Here is a 17,554-nt window from a genome sequence, read left to right on the forward strand (position 1 = left end):
AAACCGGTCGAAACAAAAGCTCTGAATTCTCCTCCCATCTGGAGCCGGACGCGCGGTCTTTTGGTCAGCAAAAATGCTGTGACTCGGCGTGACCGTTGCGATAATTGTCTGAAGGGGGCGGTCTTCGGCCGGACCTTCCAGAACATCTGCATTGCGAGGAAGTTGCCATGCTTTGGAGAGGCCGCCGTCAGAGCGACAATATCGAGGACGAGCGCAGCGACAGCGGCGGCGGGTTCGGCGGTGGCGGTCCGCGGCAGTTCCGCGTTCCGATCGGGGGGCGAGCGGGCGGCGGCGGCAGCATCATCTTGGTCATTCTGGTGGTTCTCGCCGGATGGTATTTCGGCTTCGATCCATCGCAGATCCTGGGTGAAGGTGGTGGCCTTGTGCCGGGCGGCGGCGGCCAGATTACCGAAGACAGCAGTTCGCCGGACAGCGGCGCGCCCGCCTCGGACGAGATGAAACAGTTCGTGGCGACCGTGCTCGCCGAGACCGAGGACACATGGAGCGGTATCTTCAAGGCCAATGGCCTCACCTACGAGGACCCGAAACTGGTGCTGTTCAGCAGCCAGATCCGGTCGGCTTGCGGCTTTGCCTCTTCGGCGGCGGGACCGTTCTATTGCCCGGGCGATCACAAGGTCTATCTCGACATGACCTTCTTCCAGCAGCTCGACCAGCAGTTCGGCGCCTCGGGTGAATTCGCCCGCGCCTACGTGATCGCGCATGAGGTCGGCCATCACGTGCAGAACCTCACCGGCATCATGTCGAAATTCAACCAGATGCGGCAGGGCATGGGCGAGGCCGAGGCCAATCAGATGTCGGTCCGGGTCGAGCTTCAGGCAGACTGCTTCGCCGGTGTCTGGGCGCACTATACCGCGCAGAAGGGCATTCTGGAGCAGGGCGACATGGAAAGCGCGCTGAATGCCGCCAAGCAGATCGGCGACGACACGCTGCAGAAAAAAATGCAGGGCTATGTGGTTCCGGAAAGCTTCAACCACGGCACGTCGGCGCAGCGGCAGACCTGGCTGGCGCGCGGCTACAAGAGCGGCAAGCTTTCGGACTGCGATACATTCAACAATCCGGTCTGAGCGGCGACGCAGGGCTGCGGCACCGCGGCGGGCTGCCGGGAACTGATGTCAGGATGAGGCAGTTGCGGTCGTTCGCTTATTGTTCCGGCCGGCTGGCTCGCCTATAAGAGCCTCCCGCCCAAGGCGGCCGAGGAGCTTGTCACCATGATCGACCCCAAGACCGCCAAGCGGGGCCTTGCGCTCGTTTTCACGACGCTGCTGCTCGACGTCATCGGCTTCGGCATCATCATGCCGGTGCTGCCGGCCTATCTGCAGGAACTGACCGGCGTCGGCGTCAGCGAGGCGGCTATCGAGGGCGGCTGGCTGTTCTTCGTCTATGCGGCGATGCAATTCTTCTTCGCGCCTGTCATCGGCGGCTTGAGCGACCGTTTCGGGCGGCGGCCGATCCTGCTTGCCTCGGTGCTCACCTTCTCCATCGACAATCTGATCTGCGCCATCGCCTGGTCCTATCCGATGCTGTTCATCGGACGCGTGCTCGCCGGCATTTCCGGCGCCAGCTATTCGACGACGTCGGCCTTCATCGCCGACATCTCGAACGACGAGAACAGGGCCAAGAATTTCGGCCTGCTCGGCATTGCCTTCGGCGTCGGCTTCGTCATCGGCCCGGTGCTCGGCGGACTGCTCGGCACGTTCGGGCCGCGCGTGCCGTTCTACTTCGCCGCCGGGCTCGCCTTCGTGAACTTCCTCATCGCGATGTTCTTGCTGCCGGAGACGCTGGACGAGCAGCATCGTCGCCGCTTCGAATGGAAACGCGCCAATCCGGTCGGCACGCTGATCCAGATGCGCAACTATCCCGGCATTGGCTGGATCGGACTGGTCTTTTTCCTGATGACGCTCGGCCACATGATGTATCCGGCGGTCTGGTCTTTCGTTTCAAGCTACCGTTATGGCTGGAATGAGCAGCAGATCGGCTTCTCGCTCGGCGCCTTCGGCCTTTGCGGCGCGATCGTCATGGCGACGGTGCTGCCGCGCGTCATCCCGAAGCTCGGCGAGTGGAGGACCGCCGCGATCGGCCTGACCTTCACCGCGCTCAGCGCCTTTGGCTACGCGTTTGCGACGCAGGGCTGGATGATCTACGCGGTGATCGTCGCCGGCTGCCTGGAAGCACTCGCCGACCCGCCATTGAGGAGCCTTGCGGCGGCCAAGGTGCCGCCTTCGGCGCAAGGCGAATTGCAGGGCGCGATGACCTCGATCTTCTCGATCACCTCGATCATCACGCCGCTGCTTTATACGGCGATCTTTTCCTGGTTCACCGGCCCGAGCGCGCCGATTGAGTTCGGCGGCGCGCCCTATGTGCTCGGCGCGGTTTTCCTCACATTGGCGGTGATCGTCTTCGTGACGAAGGTCGCCAAGCCGACACCGAAGGAGGTCGAGCGCATGCAGGCGCAGGAAGCGGTGACCGACGCGGCTTAAGGCGTGTTGATATTCAGGTGGTGCTGGCCTGTAAATGACTGTTTCCTGCGCTTCCAGTGCGCACGACCAAAAATACGATCCGCTCCGGTTCTCTGAACCCGGCCAGTTTGGTCGCTTCGCGCCCGTCTTCGACTCCGGCCCGGCCTGGCCCGAATCTCAATACGCCTTGGAGTGGGTTGCGCTTGAGCTAGGCGCGCTCGGCCAGGGCCGGCGCGCCGCGCCGCTCGCGAATGAGATTGACGAAGCGGCGGAAGAGATAGTGCGAATCCTGCGGCCCAGGCGAGGCCTCGGGATGGTGCTGGACCGAGAACACCGGCCGGCCGGTCAGCGCGATGCCGCAATTCGAGCCGTCGAACAGCGAGACGTGGGTTTCCTCGACGCCTTCGGGCAGCGAGTCGGCGTCGACGGCGAAGCCATGGTTCATCGAGACGATCTCGACCTTGCCGGTTGTGTGGTCCTTCACCGGATGGTTGGCGCCGTGATGGCCCTGATGCATCTTCTCGGTCTTGCCGCCGAGCGCCAGCGCCAGCATCTGGTGGCCGAGGCAGATGCCGAACACCGGGAGATCGCTTTTCAGCAGGTCCTGGATGACCGGCACGGCATATTTGCCCGTCGCTTCCGGGTCGCCGGGACCGTTGGACAGGAAGATGCCGTCCGGCTGCATGGCCAGGATCTCTTCCGCGCCGGTTTTTGCCGGCACGACGGTGACCTTGGCGCCGAGGCCCGCAAGCAGGCGCAGTATGTTTCGCTTGACGCCATAATCGATGGCCACGACATGCAGCGACGACTCGTCCTGCTCGCCGAAGCCTTTGTTCCAGGCCCAGGGCGTCTCGCGCCAGACCGAGGATTGGCCCGAGGTGACCTCCTTGGCGAGGTCCAGCCCGATAAGGCCCGACCAGGCGGCGGCGCGCCGCTTCAGGTCGTCGAGGTCGAAAACGCCATCCGGTGCATGGGCGATCACGGCGTTGGGCATGCCTTTCTCGCGGATCAGCACGGTGAGAGCGCGAGTGTCGATCCCCGAGAGCGCGATGATGCCGCGCCTCTTCAACCATTGGTCGAGATGCCCGGCCGCCCGGTAGTTGGAGGGGTCGGTGACATTGGCCTTGAAGATCGCGCCGACGGCACCCGCGCGGGCAGCTGGATGCAAATCCTCGATATCCTCGCTGTTGGTGCCGACATTGCCGATATGCGGGAAGGTGAAGGTGACGATCTGGCCGGCATAGGAGGGGTCGGTAAGGATCTCTTCGTAGCCGGTCAGGGCGGTGTTGAAGCAGACTTCGGCGACCGCCGATCCGGTGGCGCCGAGGCCGCGGCCTTCGATCACCGTGCCGTCGGCGAGCACGAGAAGGGCGGTCGGCTTTTCGGTGGCCCAGGGGGCGGTCGTGGCCATGGCGGCACTCCTAGAGGCTGTTCCGGATCATCCCGTTGGAGGGACGACCCGCGCAGCAAACGACGCGCGGCGGCGAATTCGCGAGCCTGCGCGCAACCAAAGTTTCAGTTCATGCGAGGCTCAGTACATAGGGGATGGCGGCAAAGCGGTCAATGACGCTTCCTCCGAGCGGAATGGATTTATTTCGCCGAGCAAAATCAACGGTTTGCCTGGATTTGCCTTGAGCGTCCGGCGAAGCTATTGTCCGCCGCGATCGAAGGAGAAGCATCATGCGCGAGAAAATCGCCGAATCCATGAAGAGCGCGATGAAGGCGCAGGACAAGCATCGGCTGCCGACGCTCAGGCTGATCCAGGCCGCCATCCACGACCGCGACATCGCCAATCGCGGCGCGGGCAAGCCGGCGGCGAGCGAGGAAGAGATCCTGCAGATCCTTTCCAAGATGGTGAAGCAGCGCGAGGAATCGGCCAAAGCCTTCGAGGACGGCAAGCGGCCGGAACTGGCGGCGCAGGAGCGCGGCGAGATGGAGATCATCCGCGAGTTCCTGCCGGCACAGCTCGACGATGTGGCGATCACGGCGGCGGCGCGCGAGGCGATCGCGGCGACGGGTGCCGCCAGCCAGAAGGACATGGGCAAGGTGATCGGCGCGCTGAAGCAGAAATATGCCGGCCAGATGGATTTCGCCAAGGCGAGCGCCATCATCAAGGGGCTGCTCCAGTAGAAGACCGGCTCAGTTCTTGCAGATCGGCACCGGCTGCGGCGGCGGCGCCGGATGGTCTTTCTTGTACTGCGCGATGATCGGCTCGAGGGTCTTCTTCGGCCAGAACTTCGGAGAGCCGATTTCCTTCAGGCAGGATGCGTTCCAATAGACGCCCGCAGCCGACAGCGCTTGGCCGGCGGCCTTTGCGCGCGCCACAGCGGCGATGTCGCGCGATTCAGGATAGATGTAGAGCGTGGTCGGGTTGTTCTTCACCAACGGGATGATCTGCTCGGCATCGGCCGGCGACCAGCTGGTGCAGCCATTGCTGCGGCCGCCGGCATAATTCACCAGCTTGCCGAACGGGACGAAGCCGTCATGGTCGGCGTAGGAGCTGTTCGGATCTTTGCGCAGGCACATGCCCCTGAGCAAGGCTGCCGGATGGCCGCCGATCACGCGCTGCCTGGCGTTCGCCGCTTCGCCTTCGCCATCGAACTGGATGAAGGTACGCATGAACGCCGCGTTCTGCGCACCGACGCGATAATAGCCCTTGAAGGACGTCTTGGTCTCGGCGGTCATGTAGGCTCCGCCTGCCGTCAGCTCCGAATCCATCGCGTTGCCGAAGTTTTTCGCGCAACGCCTGCCATTGGAGAAATCGGCAACGCCTTTGAGATTGCGGCCGCCGCCATGGCCCGAAGAAACCGCTCGAAAGAGCTGCTTGGCCTCGCAGATGATATAGTAGCGTTGGCCAAGCACACTGTTGCCCAGGTCGCCGGGCCGCGTCGCATCCATGGCGAAGTAGCAGGGATTGCTGACCGAACCTTCTCTGACCTTCTTCTGGTAGAGGGCGCGCGCCCGCTCCAGCACGACCTGCGAGATCTGACCTTCGTTGTCGCCGACATGACGCTGCAGCCAGTCCGGAATGTTCGATGGGCGCAACGCCGCGAACGAGCCGACCGATGCCGTCAGAGCGGCGAGGACGAAGAGGACGGCGGCACCAAGCGGAACAGATATCAACCGCACCGGATTAATCCCCCTCGAACTGGTATCGCTTGTGGTGAATCACCTGCGCCAATCATAAGAGCATAGCGCCGATGGGCGAAACACTTCTTGTCTAGTGCGCTCTGCCGAAGCTGGCGCATCTGCGATTTTCGACGGGCAAGAAGTTGGCTACTATCTGATTCCGGCGCGCCCACGCCTCCTCCCTCCGTTGGGAAAGCATCGTTCATGCAGGGCATTCGATCGCTAAACCGACTGTTCGAGCATCGGCATAAGGAGGGATTGCGAAGACTGCTCGCAATAGGAGGTTTTTCGATGCGGCTTTCCGCACCCGTCTATCATCTGAAGCGCCAGGCGAGGTTGCTGTCGCGCAAGGAAAATGTTCCCCTTCATGAGGCGCTTGACCGCATGGCCTTCAAGGAAGGCTTTGGCAGCTGGAGCCTGCTTGCGGCGAAAGCCGCCGAGGCCGCACCCGCCGGGAGGCTGCTGGCGCAACTGATACCCGGCGACATGGTCCTCGTGGCGGCCCGGCCGGGTCAGGGCAAGACGCTGATGAGCCTCGAACTCGCCGTGGCGGCCATGAAGCAGGGCAGTCGCGCCGTATTCTTCACCCTGGAATGCATGCATGCCGACATCCTCGACCGGTTCCGCGACATCGGCGTCGACCCTGCCGTTTTCGACCATCTGTTCGAGTTCGACAATTCCGACGCCATCAGCGCCACCTACATCATCGAGGAGTTGGGGTCGGCGCCGCGCGGCACGCTGGCGGTGATCGACTATCTGCAACTGCTCGACCAGAAGCGCGAGGATCCCGAGCTCATGGTCCAGATACGCGCCTTGAGATCGTTTGCCCGGGAACGCGGGCTGGTGCTGGTCTTCATCTCCCAGGTCGACCGGTCATACGATGCGTCCAGGAAGCCGTTTCCGGACCTTGACGATGTCCGGCTGCCGAACCCACTCGATTTATCGCTCTTCGACAAGATGTGCTTCCTCAACAAGGGCGAAATCCGCTTTCAGTCAGCTTGAGGGCGATCCTGACCGGGGCTATGCCTCCGATCTCGCAAAGGACACGGCTTCATGGTCGAAATCGTCAAACCGGCGCTCGAGCATCTGCCATCCTACAAGGCGGCGCTGGAGCGCGGCTGGTCGCCGGACAATGTGCGGCTGCTGGAGGCTACGCGCGAGCAGCTTGAGGCCATTGAAGAAGATCCGGTGGCATTTCTCGCCGACCTGGACGACCCCGAGGCGAAAGGGTCGCTGATCGCGCTGCCGGACGGCACGACAGTGCCGCGCCTGCCGGGCTTCCGGCGCTGGATCTGGGACGGCGAGGCCGCCGGCTCGATCGGGCTTCGCTGGCAGAAGGGCACGTCGGCGCTGCCGCCGCACGTGCTCGGCCACATTGGCTATGCCGTGATGCCATGGAAGAAGGGGCGCGGCTATGCCACCGAAGCGCTGCGGCTGATGCTTCACGAGGCAAGGGCGGTCGGTCTCGACTATGTCGAGATCACCACCGATCTCGACAATCTTGCATCCCAGAAGGTGGTGCTCGCCAATGGCGGCATTCTCGTCGGGCGGTTCGCCAAAGTCGCCGCCTATGGTGGCGCGGAGAGCCTCAAGTACCGGATCGACCTTTAGGTCTCAAGGCAAGCGAACTTGAGAACCTTATTCGCCGGGCCTGGCCAGTCTTCCTTCTGCGGCCTTGTAGTAGAACTGGCTCGCGACAAGCCAGCCTTTCAGCGGCCTGAGCGGCGGAATGCAGGTCGCAAGGATGATCGGCACCGAAACGAAGGCGTGGAACCACATGGATGGCTCGAACGTCACCTGCGCCCAGACGGCGAACAGGACGGAGGGCACGCAGGCAAAGCAGATGACGAAGAAGGCGGGTCCGTCGGCCGGATCGGCAAAAGAATAGTCGAGCCCGCAGACTTCGCATTTCGGCGCCAGCTTCAGAAATCCGTCGAACAGCCGGCCCTCTCCGCAACGCGGGCATCGCCCGCGGATGCCGACCCGCCAGGGCTCGAGGTGGGGATAGTGCGCGTCGTGCATGGTCATCACTCCAGGACCTCGCATGCATTCGATCGGGCTTGAGGTCACGCATACATACTAATATGATTATTGTATGCATACAATGCGACAAAATGTATGGATACCGGTGGCATGAACAGTGAAGGGGACCTCAGCTGGCTTTCTCCCTTGGCGGAAGACTCACAGCCGCTCTATCTCAAGATCGTCGAGGCGCTTGCGACTGCCCGCTCGATCGGGCGGCTGCAACCGGGGGACAGGCTGCCGCCGCAGCGAGAGCTTGCCCGCTTCCTTGGCGTGGATCTGACCACGGTCACCCGGGCGTTCACCGAAGCCCGCCGCAGGAACCTGATCGATGCAACGGCCGGTCGCGGCACCTTCATCACGCCCGGCGAGCCGGAAGAGCCGATCCTCGATCTGAGCATGAACATTCCGCCGGCGCCTTCGGGCCTGAGCCTGCCGGCATTGATCCGGAGCGGCATCGAGGGACTGCTCAAACGTTTCAGCGCCGAAGCACTGCTTTCCTACCATCCCGGCCCGGGTTCTCCCGCGGAACGCGCCGCCGGCTCGTATTGGCTTGCCGCAGCCGGCGGCAGGTTGCCTGTCGAGCGCGTGGCTCTTGGTTCGGGGGCGCAGGCGCTGCTCGCCGCCGTCCTTCTGTCGCAAACCCGTGAGGGCGATACGATCCTCACCGATACGCTGACCTATCCCGGCCTGATCGCGCTGGCGCAGGCCACGGGGCGAAAGCTGGCTGGGGCGGGACGCGACGATGACGGCATGCGCCCCGACCATCTGGAGGAAGCGGCGCGACGATATGGCGCCCGCGTCCTCTATCTCAACCCGACACTTCACAATCCGACCACGCTCACCATGCCGGAGGGCCGGCGCCGGGATCTGGCTCGGATGGCGGGCAGGCTTGGCCTGGTGATCGTCGAGGACGATCCCTACAGTCCCCTGCAGACCGCTTCACCGCCAGCCTTCCTCAGCCTGGCGCCGGACCGGACATTCCACCTGGCTACATTGGCGAAATGCATCTCGCCATTTCTGCGCACGGCGTTCCTGGCGGCGCCCGACGCGAAATCCGTCGAGCGGATCGCGGCGACAATCCGGGGCACCACCATGATGGCGCCGCCGCTGATGACGGGGCTCGCCTGCGAGTGGGTGCGAAGCGGCCTGGCCGGCGAGATCACCGCCGCGGTGCGTGCCGAAGCAGAGGCCAGGCAGACGATCGCGCGCAAGATCCTGCCGGCCGGTTTCGCCTCGACGGAATCAAGCCTGCATCTTTGGTATCCGCTGGATGCGCGATTGCGTTCATCGGATATCGCCGAGATCGCACGCCGTCGCGGATTGGCCCTCAGCCCGGCGGAAGAGTTCTCCGTCGTGCCCAGTGCCGCTGATGGCTTGCGGCTGGCGTTGGGTGCCGCATCCAGCCACGAAAGGCTGGAGGAGGGGCTTCACGGTTTGAAGTCGATCCTGTCGGGCGGCTCTGGCTCCTTGCGTCCTCAGGTCTGAGGCGGCAGAGCGGCACGCCAAGGCTCTATTCCGCCGCAGCCGGCAACGGCGGCGTCGCCCGGCTGCGCCATTCCCAAGCCTGCGAGGCAAGCGCGACCGCCAGGGCCACCAGCATGGCAAACGCGCCGGCGACCGGCAGGCTGCGATAGCCAAGACCGGCATTGAGCATCGCAGCGCCCAGCGAGGCGGCGAGCGCGATGCCGACATTGAAGCCCGAGGGAATCAGCGACGAGGCAAGGTTCGAGGCGTCTGCCGTCCAGGCCAGGATCCGGGTCTGGATCGGCGCGCCGATGGCGAAGTTGAGGCCGCCCCATATGACGATCGCGACGATCATCGGCACCGGGTAGGGACTGACCGCATAGATGACGCCAAGCATAACCGCCTGCAGGAAAAGCATGGCGATCAGCGACGGCATCAGCTTCCAGTCGGCAAGCTTGCCGCCCAAGAGAACGCCGATCGTCGCGCCGACGCCGTTGAGCAGCAGCACAAACGGGATCAGGCTTTCGTGGAGGCCGGTGACTTCGAGCAGCGTCGGCGTGATGTAGGTGAAGAGGCCGAACTGGCCGATCATCAACATCAGCATCAGGATGAGCGAGGTCCAGACCTGCTGGCGCCCCAAGACGCGCACCTCGCGCGCGAGGCCGGCGGGCCGGTTGGCGGCGCCTGCCGTGCGGGGCAGCAGCGCAAGCATGGCAACGATCGCGATGACGCCCAGCGCGCACATCACCGAGAAGGTCGCCCGCCAGCCCCAGAGACCGCCGATCGCGGTGCCGGCCGGAACGCCGATAACGTTGGAGACGGTCAATCCAGAGAGGATGACCGCGACCGCCCGGCCGCGCTGGTCCTCACGCACCAGGCCGACCGCGACCACCATGGCGACGCCGAAATAGCAGCCATGCGCCACTGCAGTGGCAATGCGCAGGAGAAGCATCGAGGTGAAATCGGGCGCCAGCGCGCAAGCGGCCTGGCCAAGAGTGAAGGCAATGGTCAGGGCGATGAGCAGCGACTTTCGCGAGACCGTGCTGGTTGCGAGCGCCAGGAGCGGACCACCAACGGCGATGCCGCAGGCATAGCCGGAGACGAGATAGCCGGCGGTGGGCACGGAAACACCCAGACCCTGCGCTACCTCCGGCAGCACGCCGGCGATGACGAATTCAGTCGTGCCGAAAGCGAAGGCGGCAATGAACAGGGCAATGAGGGGCAGCATGGCGCGGACAGCGATCCCGAATGAGCTGGCCTCAAACCATGGATGGACGCTACGGGCAATGCAGAAATTGTCGATGCCGCTTTAGGCTTTCTTGACCGGATTGGGCAGTGGTCTCGACTGGCCCTCTTCGTGCCGTACGGGCGCTCAGTCGGAGCCGTCATCAATCTCACCGTCACCTAGCCGACGGATGCGAGGATTGAACGAAGGCTAATTGTGTGCGGGCCGGTCGGTCGATGCTAGCTCGCCTTCAGCGATGCTAGCTCGCCTTCAGCCGCGAGCCGCCGAGCAGCCCGCGCTCCTCCAGCACCGGGTAGGCCATGGAGGCGAGCAGCGAATTGATCTGCTTGAGGTCGCGGATGGTGTCGAGATGGATCGAACTGGTCTCGACGCTTTTCGCGGTCCCGTCGCGCAGCCGCACGAAGTGGCTGGCGCTGGTCTCTTTCTCGCGCTCGCGCAGCAGGTCCTTCTCGAGCACCAACTGGCGGGCGGTTTCCGGGTCGCGCGAGACCAGCACGTTGAAGGCAAGCCGCGCATTGGCCAGAACCGAGGCATGGAAAGCGCAAAGCTCGCGCCAGCCCTCGGGCGTGAATTCCAGCCCGCGCTCCAGCTTCTTCCTGACATGCACAAGCATGTTGCGCACGATGATGTCGCCGACCTGCTCCAGCTTAACGCAGGCGCCGATCAGTTCCTGGCAGCGCAGCGCCTCGTCCTCGCTCAGGGGTTCTTGGTGACCTTGGCCAGATAGAGCTTGATCGCGGCGTGCTTCTGGTCGACCCGGTCGTCGAGCGCGGCCAGCGCCTTGATCTTGCCGGCGTCGGCGCTCTCATAGAGCTCGATGATCCGCTTCAGCATGATCTCGACCGTCTCGCAGACCCGGACCACCTCGCGCGTGGCGTTGGCCAAGGCCTGGCTTGGCGTGTCGAGCGCGCTCTCGTTCAGCGCGGACAATTCGACCACGTCGAGCGCTGCCGCCGGTTCGGGCTTAGTACCGAGCGCCACGATCTTCTCCGAAGCGCGATAGACGAGGCCGGCGAGTGGCAGCCCGGCAAGCAGGATGATCACGTTGAACAGGATGTGGGCGTTGACGATCTGGCCGGAGGCCGTCGTGCCGAGGAAGGAGAAGTGCGGCCTGAAAATCATGAACAGGATCAGCATCACGAGCGAGCCAAGCCCGCGCATCAGAAGATTGCCGATCGGCACGATGCGGACTTCCGCCGCTGCCGAGCGGGTGAGCATCGGCGCGATGATCGAGGAACCGAGATTGACGCCCAGGATCAGGACGACGCCGAGCTCCGGAGTGATCAAACCCCGGCCGGCTAGCGTGGCCATGAGCAGGACCGCCGCGATGCTCGACTGGAACAGCCAGGTGATCAGTGCCGCCAGCAGGTAGGAGCTGATCGCATCGCCGGAGAAGTAGTCGATGATGACCGGCATGAGCTGGCTGTCGCGCAACGGCTCGGAAGCTTGGCCGATCATCTCCAGCGAAAGGATCAGAAGGCCGATGCCGACAAGGATGCGGCCGGTCTGACGCCAATCGCGGCGCTCGGTGGCCATGAACATGATGGTTCCTGCGACCAGGCACAACGGCACCACGAGCGACAGATCAAAGGTAAGAAGCTTCGCGACCAAGGCCGAGCCGATCTCGGCGCCGCGCACGGCAAGCTGCCCGGCGGCGCCCGACACGATGCCGGCGCCGGCGAAGGAGCCGACCAGCAGCGTGACGGCGGTTGAACTCTGCAGCGCGATCGCGAGGCCACAGCCGGCCAGCACCGCCATCAGCGGCTTGCGCATGGTGGCGCGCAGCCTGTGACGCAGCACATCGCCATAGGCGCGCTCGACACCGGTTTTTACCATGCGGGTGGCGAACAGCATCAGCGCCACTGCGCCGGCAAGGTGCAGAAGGACAACGGATCCGCTCATGCCGAGCCTCGCAACGAGGCGGCCAGGAAGCGGAAAAAGGTGCGAATCGCAAGCATTTCGAAGGTCGAGACTAAAGCAGTTTACATTAGCCGGATAATAAATTTTACCCGATTCGGCCGACATTCGGCACACGACGGCATGTGTCGGAAATGGATAGAAGGTGCTTTGGTTGCAGATCGCGGTCGGACAGGCGGCAAATGTCGCGTCGACGCGAAGCCTGGGCTTGAACCGGTTTCTGTAAATTGGTGAACCTGCTTGCGTAACCAACGGAAATCATTACGGAATTGTAACCAAGGTGTTCAGTTTCGGTTCATGCCAGCCGGAATATCTCCTTGCCTATCGACAACCAAGGAGCACTGACCATGAAGCGTCTCATACTTTCCACCGTGACCGCCGCGATGCTGGCCTTTTCGGGCCAGGCGGCGCCGCTCGTTCAGCCGAGCGAGACGCAATCGACCTACACACAGGTCGACTGGCAGAAGCCGGGCCGGCATGTCGAGAAGCGCGTCGTGAAGAAGAAGGTCGTGGTGAAGCGCAGCCATTGGCGCAATGGGCAGAAGTATTCCAGCTGGAAGCGCCATCAGGCGGTTCGCGACTGGCACCGTTATGGGCTGCGCCGTCCCGGCCCCGGCCAGGAGTGGATTCGCGTCGGCAACGACTACCTTTTGGTCAGCATCGTCTCCGGTATCATCTTCGGCGCGATCGCCGCGCACTGAGCGGGGAATGGTCCGAAAGACGGGAAGGCGGCCGCGCGGCCGCCTTCTTTTTGTCTGTGAAAAGCGGGTACGATCGGGCTTATCGAGTCGTCGCGCCCAAGCGGCTTGATTATATGGAGGGTAAACGAGCCTTTCCCGATGCGCTTTCCACCCGCCTTCCTCGACGAGATACGCGACCGCGTGCCGATTTCTTCGGTGATCGGTCAACGCGTTTCCTGGGATAGGAAGAAGTCCAACGCATCGCGCGGCGATTATTGGGCGTGCTGCCCGTTTCACGGCGAAAAGAGCCCGTCGTTCCACTGCGAGGACAAGAAGGGGCGCTATCACTGTTTCGGCTGTTCGGTCTCGGGTGATCATTTCAAGTTCCTGACCGAGCTCGACGGCATGAGCTTTCCCGAAGCGGTCGAAAGGATCGCAGAGATGGCCGGCGTGCCGATGCCGGTGCGCGACGCCCAAGAAGAAAAGCGCGAGAAGGAACGCGCCAGCCTGACCGACGTCATGGAGATGGCGACGGTCTTCTTCCAGGAGCGCCTGCAGGGACCGGAAGGCGCCAAGGCCCGCGCCTATCTGCGCGACCGCGGTCTGACGCCGGCGACGCAGCAGTCCTTCCGGCTCGGCTATGCGCCGGACAGCCGCAACGCGCTCAAGGAATACCTCGCCGCCAAGGGGGTGCCGAAGGCCGATATCGAAGCCTGCGGACTGGTCCGGCATGGCGACGACATCCCGGTCTCCTATGACTGGTTCCGCGACCGCATCATGTTCCCGATCCCGGATTCGCGCGGCAGGATCATCGCCTTCGGCGGTCGGGCGCTGGCGCCGGACGCTTTGGCGAAATACATGAACTCGCCGGAGACCGAGCTCTTCCACAAGGGCAACGTGCTCTACAATTTCGCCCGCGCCCGCAAAGCGGTGGCCAAGGGCGGCACGGTGATCGCCGTCGAAGGCTATATGGATGTGATCGCGCTGGCACAGGCCGGCTTCGAGAATGCCGTGGCGCCTCTCGGCACGGCGCTCACCGAAAACCAGCTCGAGCTTTTGTGGCGCATGGCGCCGGAGCCGGTGCTTTGCTTCGACGGCGACCAGGCCGGGCTGAAGGCCGCCTGGCGCGCCGCCGACCTCGCGCTGCCGTCGGTGCAGCCCGGGCGCTCGGCACGCTTCGCGCTGCTGCCCGAAGGCAAGGACCCCGACGATCTGGTCAAAGCGGATGGGCCGGACGCGTTCCGCGCGGTGCTTTCGGAAGCGCGGCCGCTCGCCGATCTTCTGTGGATGCGCGAGACGGCCGGCGGCGTGTTCGATACGCCGGAGCGGCGGGCGGAGCTCGAGAAGACGCTGCGCGAGCTTACCGGCCGCATCCGCGACGAAAGCCTGCGCTACCACTATCAGCAGGAGATGCGCGAGCGCGTCCTAAGCTTCTTCGGCTCGCAGCGCGGCGCGCGGCAAGGCCTACACGGGGGACGCCAGGACGGCCGGCCAGGCGAGCGCGGCAGAGGTTCGGCGCCAGGCGGGGCGTTTGGCCGGAGCGCTGCGGGCGCGCGCACCGCCATCACCGAAAGCCTCGGCCGCTCGGCGCTGGTCAAGCGCACGGGCGAGGCCATGTCGGTACGCGAGGCGACGATCATCGTGGCGCTGGTCAACCATCCGCCGCTGATCGACGAGAATTTCGCGCATGTCGAATTCCTCGATCTTGCCAATTCGGATCTCAGGCGGCTGCATGCAGCCATCCTCGACGCGATGGCGCATGACGCGGCCGACGACCGCGACGCAGTCATCGCCACCATCGAGCGCGCCGGATGCGGCGACATCTGGGAACGCGCGGTGGCGCTGATCAAGCGGGCGCGGCAGTGGCCGGCGCTCGAAACCGCGGGACTTGACGATGCCCGGGACGCCTTCAACCAAGCGCTGCACTTGCAGCGCAGCGCGCGCACCTTACATAGGGAGCTGAAACAGGCGCAGGCGGCGCTCGATGCAGACCCGTCGGACGAAAACTTCCGGCATCTCGTCGAGATTCAAGCGCAATTCAACGATGTACAGGCAACGGAAGCGCTGATCGAAGGGTTCGGCGTTTCGTCGGGCAGGGCTGGGCGTGCTTAGGCCCAGGTCGGCCCGAAATGAAGTGGAAATGCTCAAGGCGCGTCGATTCGACGCCTCTAAGTCGGGCAATTGATTCGCTTTTTTCATGCGAATCATGCCAGAGGCGCTTGACCTTCTGGCAGATTGGCGGAATCAGGACGATTCGAAACGTTAACCGTGCCCGGCGTCGGTGGGAAATTTTGAGCGATGTAAGGTTCTGGCGACTGGACAGGCAAAAGGCCTGCCACAGATACCAGGGTTAATCTGGACTTAATGCATGTCGCCCAAAAGTGGAACCGGTTTTGGGGCAACGACAGGCAGCAAACAAAAGAGATGATGCGGTCACTGGCCCGGTAAGAAGCGTTCTGGGGCGAGCGCATCCGGTTTGACCGGTCCGGCAGTTTACGCGGCTTCGATATTCGGCCGCTTGGAGACGACAAAGAATGGCGACAAAGGAAAAGGAAGAGGTCGAGACCGAACGTGAAGGCGCCACCGATGGCCCGCTGCTCGACCTTTCCGATGATGCTGTCAAGAAGATGATCAAGGCCGCCAAGAAGCGCGGCTATGTGACCATGGACGAACTGAACTCGGTGCTGCCCTCGGAGGAAGTGACATCCGAGCAGATCGAGGACACGATGGCCATGCTGTCCGACATGGGCATCAACGTCGTCGAGGACGACGAGCAGGGCGAGGAGGCGGAAGGCGGCGACGCGGGCGCCGACTCCGAGGAAGACGCCAACGAGCTTGCCGAGCAGACCGGCACCGCCGTTGCCACCACGACCACCAAGAAAGAGCCGACCGACCGCACCGACGATCCGGTGCGCATGTATCTGCGCGAGATGGGCTCGGTCGAGCTTCTGTCGCGCGAGGGCGAAATCGCGATCGCCAAGCGCATCGAGGCCGGCCGCGAGACGATGATTGCGGGCCTGTGCGAGAGCCCGCTCACCTTCCAGGCGATCATCATCTGGCGCGACGAGCTCAACGAATCGAAGATCCTGCTGCGCGAGATCATCGACCTCGAGGCGACTTATGCCGGCCCCGAGGCCAAGCAGGCGCCGGTTGTCGAACGCGTAGAGGAAGCGCCCAAGGCCGAAGAGAAGCCGCGCGGCCGCTCGGCGGCGCGCGAGGAAGAAGACGACATCACCAATGTTGGCGGCGACACGCGCGGGCTGGAAGAAGAGGAAGACGACGAGGACGAGGCAAGCCTGTCGCTGGCCGCGATGGAAGCGGAACTGCGCCCGCAGGTGATGGAGACGCTCGACGTCATCGCCGACACTTACAAGAAGCTTCGCAAGCTGCAGGACCAGCAGGTCGAGAACCGGCTGGCGGCTGCCGGCACGCTTTCGCCCAGCCAGGATCGCCGGCTGAAGGAGCTCAAGGAGCAACTCATCAAGGCGGTGAAGTCGCTGTCGCTCAACACCGCGCGCATCGAAGCGCTGGTCGAGCAGCTCTACGACATCAACAAGCGCCTGGTGCAGAACGAGGGCAAGCTGCTTCGGCTCGCCGAAAGCTACGGCGTGCGCCGCGAGGAGTTCCTCAAGGAGTATCAGGGCTCGGAGCTCGATCCGAACTGGACCCGCTCGATCGCGAATCTCACCTCGCGCGGCTGGAAGGAGTTCACCAAGAACGAGAAGGACGCGATCAAGGAACTGCGCGCCGAGATCCAGAACCTCGCCACCGAGACGGCGATCTCGATCTTGGAATTCCGCAGGATCGTCAACCAGGTGCAGAAGGGCGAGCGCGAGGCCGCGATCGCCAAGAAGGAAATGGTGGAAGCGAACCTTCGGCTCGTCATCTCCATCGCCAAGAAGTATACCAATCGCGGCCTGCAGTTCCTGGACCTGATCCAAGAAGGCAATATCGGCCTGATGAAGGCGGTCGACAAATTCGAGTACCGCCGCGGCTACAAGTTCTCGACCTACGCGACATGGTGGATCCGGCAGGCGATCACCCGCTCGATCGCCGATCAGGCGCGCACCATCCGCATTCCGGTGCACATGATCGAGACGATCAACAAGATCGTGCGTACCTCGCGCCAGATGCTGCATGAGATCGGCCGCGAGCCGACGCCGGAAGAGCTGGCAGAGAAGCTCGCAATGCCGCTCGAAAAAGTGCGCAAGGTGCTGAAGATCGCCAAGGAGCCGATCTCGCTCGAAACGCCGGTCGGCGACGAGGAGGATTCGCATCTCGGCGACTTCATCGAGGACAAGATGGCGATCCTGCCGATCGACGCGGCGATCCAGGCCAATCTGCGCGAGACAACCACGCGCGTGCTGGCTTCGCTCACCCCGCGCGAGGAGCGTGTTCTGCGCATGCGCTTCGGCATCGGCATGAACACCGACCACACGCTGGAAGAGGTCGGCCAGCAGTTCTCGGTCACCCGCGAGCGTATCCGTCAGATCGAGGCCAAGGCGCTGCGCAAGCTCAAGCACCCGAGCCGCTCGCGGAAGCTGAGAAGCTTCCTGGACAGCTGAGCGGAAACGCAACATACGAAAACGGGCGCCTCGGCGTCCTTTTTCATTTCC

Annotated in this window: 13 protein-coding genes and 1 pseudogene; 9 read left to right on the forward strand and 5 right to left on the reverse strand. The window is 63.7% G+C overall.

Annotated features, from left to right (window positions below; all coding sequences use genetic code 11):
- The first annotated feature begins 167 nt into the window (after positions 1 to 167).
- Entirely contained in the window at positions 168 to 1,085 is a 918-nt protein-coding gene (locus EJ078_RS21815) for a neutral zinc metallopeptidase (RefSeq protein ID WP_127215858.1), read from the forward strand.
- 144 nt (positions 1,086 to 1,229) lie between these two features.
- Positions 1,230 to 2,498, forward strand: a complete 1,269-nt coding sequence (locus EJ078_RS21820) for a TCR/Tet family MFS transporter (RefSeq protein WP_127215857.1) — start codon at positions 1,230 to 1,232, stop codon at positions 2,496 to 2,498.
- A 187-nt stretch (positions 2,499 to 2,685) separates the two neighbouring features.
- Here the strand turns inward: EJ078_RS21820 and carA are convergent, their stop codons facing one another.
- A complete protein-coding gene (gene carA, locus EJ078_RS21825) occupies positions 2,686 to 3,888 on the reverse strand; it encodes a glutamine-hydrolyzing carbamoyl-phosphate synthase small subunit (protein ID WP_127215856.1) in 1,203 nt (400 codons plus the stop codon).
- 269 nt (positions 3,889 to 4,157) lie between these two features.
- On the opposite strand from carA, the gene EJ078_RS21830 reads away from it, so the two are divergent.
- Positions 4,158 to 4,607 (forward strand): GatB/YqeY domain-containing protein, encoded by a 450-nt coding sequence (locus EJ078_RS21830; protein ID WP_095779703.1) that lies wholly within the window; start codon positions 4,158 to 4,160, stop codon positions 4,605 to 4,607.
- A 9-nt stretch (positions 4,608 to 4,616) separates the two neighbouring features.
- On the opposite strand, the gene EJ078_RS21835 is transcribed toward EJ078_RS21830, so the two are convergent.
- Entirely contained in the window at positions 4,617 to 5,606 is a 990-nt protein-coding gene (locus EJ078_RS21835) for a hypothetical protein (protein WP_127404097.1), read from the reverse strand.
- Positions 5,607 to 5,897: 291 nt separating this feature from the next.
- Here EJ078_RS21835 and EJ078_RS21840 point away from each other — a divergent pair, with 291 nt between their 5' ends.
- Together EJ078_RS21840 and EJ078_RS21845 are read left to right on the forward strand one after the other, a co-directional pair.
- On the forward strand, positions 5,898 to 6,608 hold the full coding sequence (locus EJ078_RS21840; protein ID WP_095801613.1) for a DNA helicase: 711 nt from the start codon (positions 5,898 to 5,900) through the stop codon (positions 6,606 to 6,608).
- Positions 6,609 to 6,659: 51 nt separating this feature from the next.
- Positions 6,660 to 7,217 carry a GNAT family N-acetyltransferase gene (locus EJ078_RS21845; RefSeq protein WP_208720809.1) on the forward strand — a complete coding sequence of 186 codons (558 nt, stop codon included), beginning with the start codon at positions 6,660 to 6,662 and terminating at the stop codon, positions 7,215 to 7,217.
- A gap of 27 nt (positions 7,218 to 7,244) precedes the next feature.
- Here the strand turns inward: EJ078_RS21845 and EJ078_RS21850 are convergent, their stop codons facing one another.
- Positions 7,245 to 7,634 (reverse strand): DUF983 domain-containing protein, encoded by a 390-nt coding sequence (locus EJ078_RS21850; RefSeq protein WP_245322256.1) that lies wholly within the window; start codon positions 7,632 to 7,634, stop codon positions 7,245 to 7,247.
- 105 nt (positions 7,635 to 7,739) lie between these two features.
- Between EJ078_RS21850 and EJ078_RS21855 the strand changes: the two genes are divergently transcribed.
- The gene (locus tag EJ078_RS21855) at positions 7,740 to 9,116 is read left to right on the forward strand and encodes a PLP-dependent aminotransferase family protein (RefSeq protein WP_164750521.1); all 1,377 of its coding nucleotides are present in this window, start codon (positions 7,740 to 7,742) and stop codon (positions 9,114 to 9,116) included.
- Between the two features lie 25 nt (positions 9,117 to 9,141).
- Here EJ078_RS21855 and EJ078_RS21860 read toward each other — a convergent pair whose 3' ends face one another.
- Together EJ078_RS21860 and EJ078_RS21865 are read right to left on the reverse strand one after the other, a co-directional pair.
- On the reverse strand, positions 9,142 to 10,323 hold the full coding sequence (locus tag EJ078_RS21860; RefSeq protein ID WP_127404096.1) for an MFS transporter: 1,182 nt from the start codon (positions 10,321 to 10,323) through the stop codon (positions 9,142 to 9,144).
- 256 nt (positions 10,324 to 10,579) lie between these two features.
- Positions 10,580 to 12,243, reverse strand: a pseudogene (locus EJ078_RS21865) (Na/Pi cotransporter family protein).
- Positions 12,244 to 12,605: 362 nt separating this feature from the next.
- Between EJ078_RS21865 and EJ078_RS21870 the strand changes: the two are divergent.
- The 3 genes from EJ078_RS21870 to rpoD all read left to right on the forward strand — a co-directional run bounded on the left by EJ078_RS21870 (position 12,606) and on the right by rpoD (position 17,503).
- Complete coding sequence (locus EJ078_RS21870) at positions 12,606 to 12,959, forward strand: RcnB family protein (RefSeq protein ID WP_127216047.1); 354 nt, start codon at positions 12,606 to 12,608, stop codon at positions 12,957 to 12,959.
- A 138-nt stretch (positions 12,960 to 13,097) separates the two neighbouring features.
- Positions 13,098 to 15,050, forward strand: coding sequence for a DNA primase (gene dnaG / locus EJ078_RS21875; RefSeq protein WP_095801608.1), 1,953 nt, complete (start codon positions 13,098 to 13,100; stop codon positions 15,048 to 15,050).
- 422 nt (positions 15,051 to 15,472) lie between these two features.
- Positions 15,473 to 17,503, forward strand: coding sequence for an RNA polymerase sigma factor RpoD (rpoD, locus tag EJ078_RS21880; protein WP_066994612.1), 2,031 nt, complete (start codon positions 15,473 to 15,475; stop codon positions 17,501 to 17,503).
- Positions 17,504 to 17,554 lie beyond the last annotated feature (51 nt).

Origin of the sequence: Mesorhizobium sp. M1A.F.Ca.IN.022.06.1.1 (genome assembly GCF_003952605.1) — a bacterium.
Lineage (GTDB): Bacteria > Pseudomonadota > Alphaproteobacteria > Rhizobiales > Rhizobiaceae > Mesorhizobium.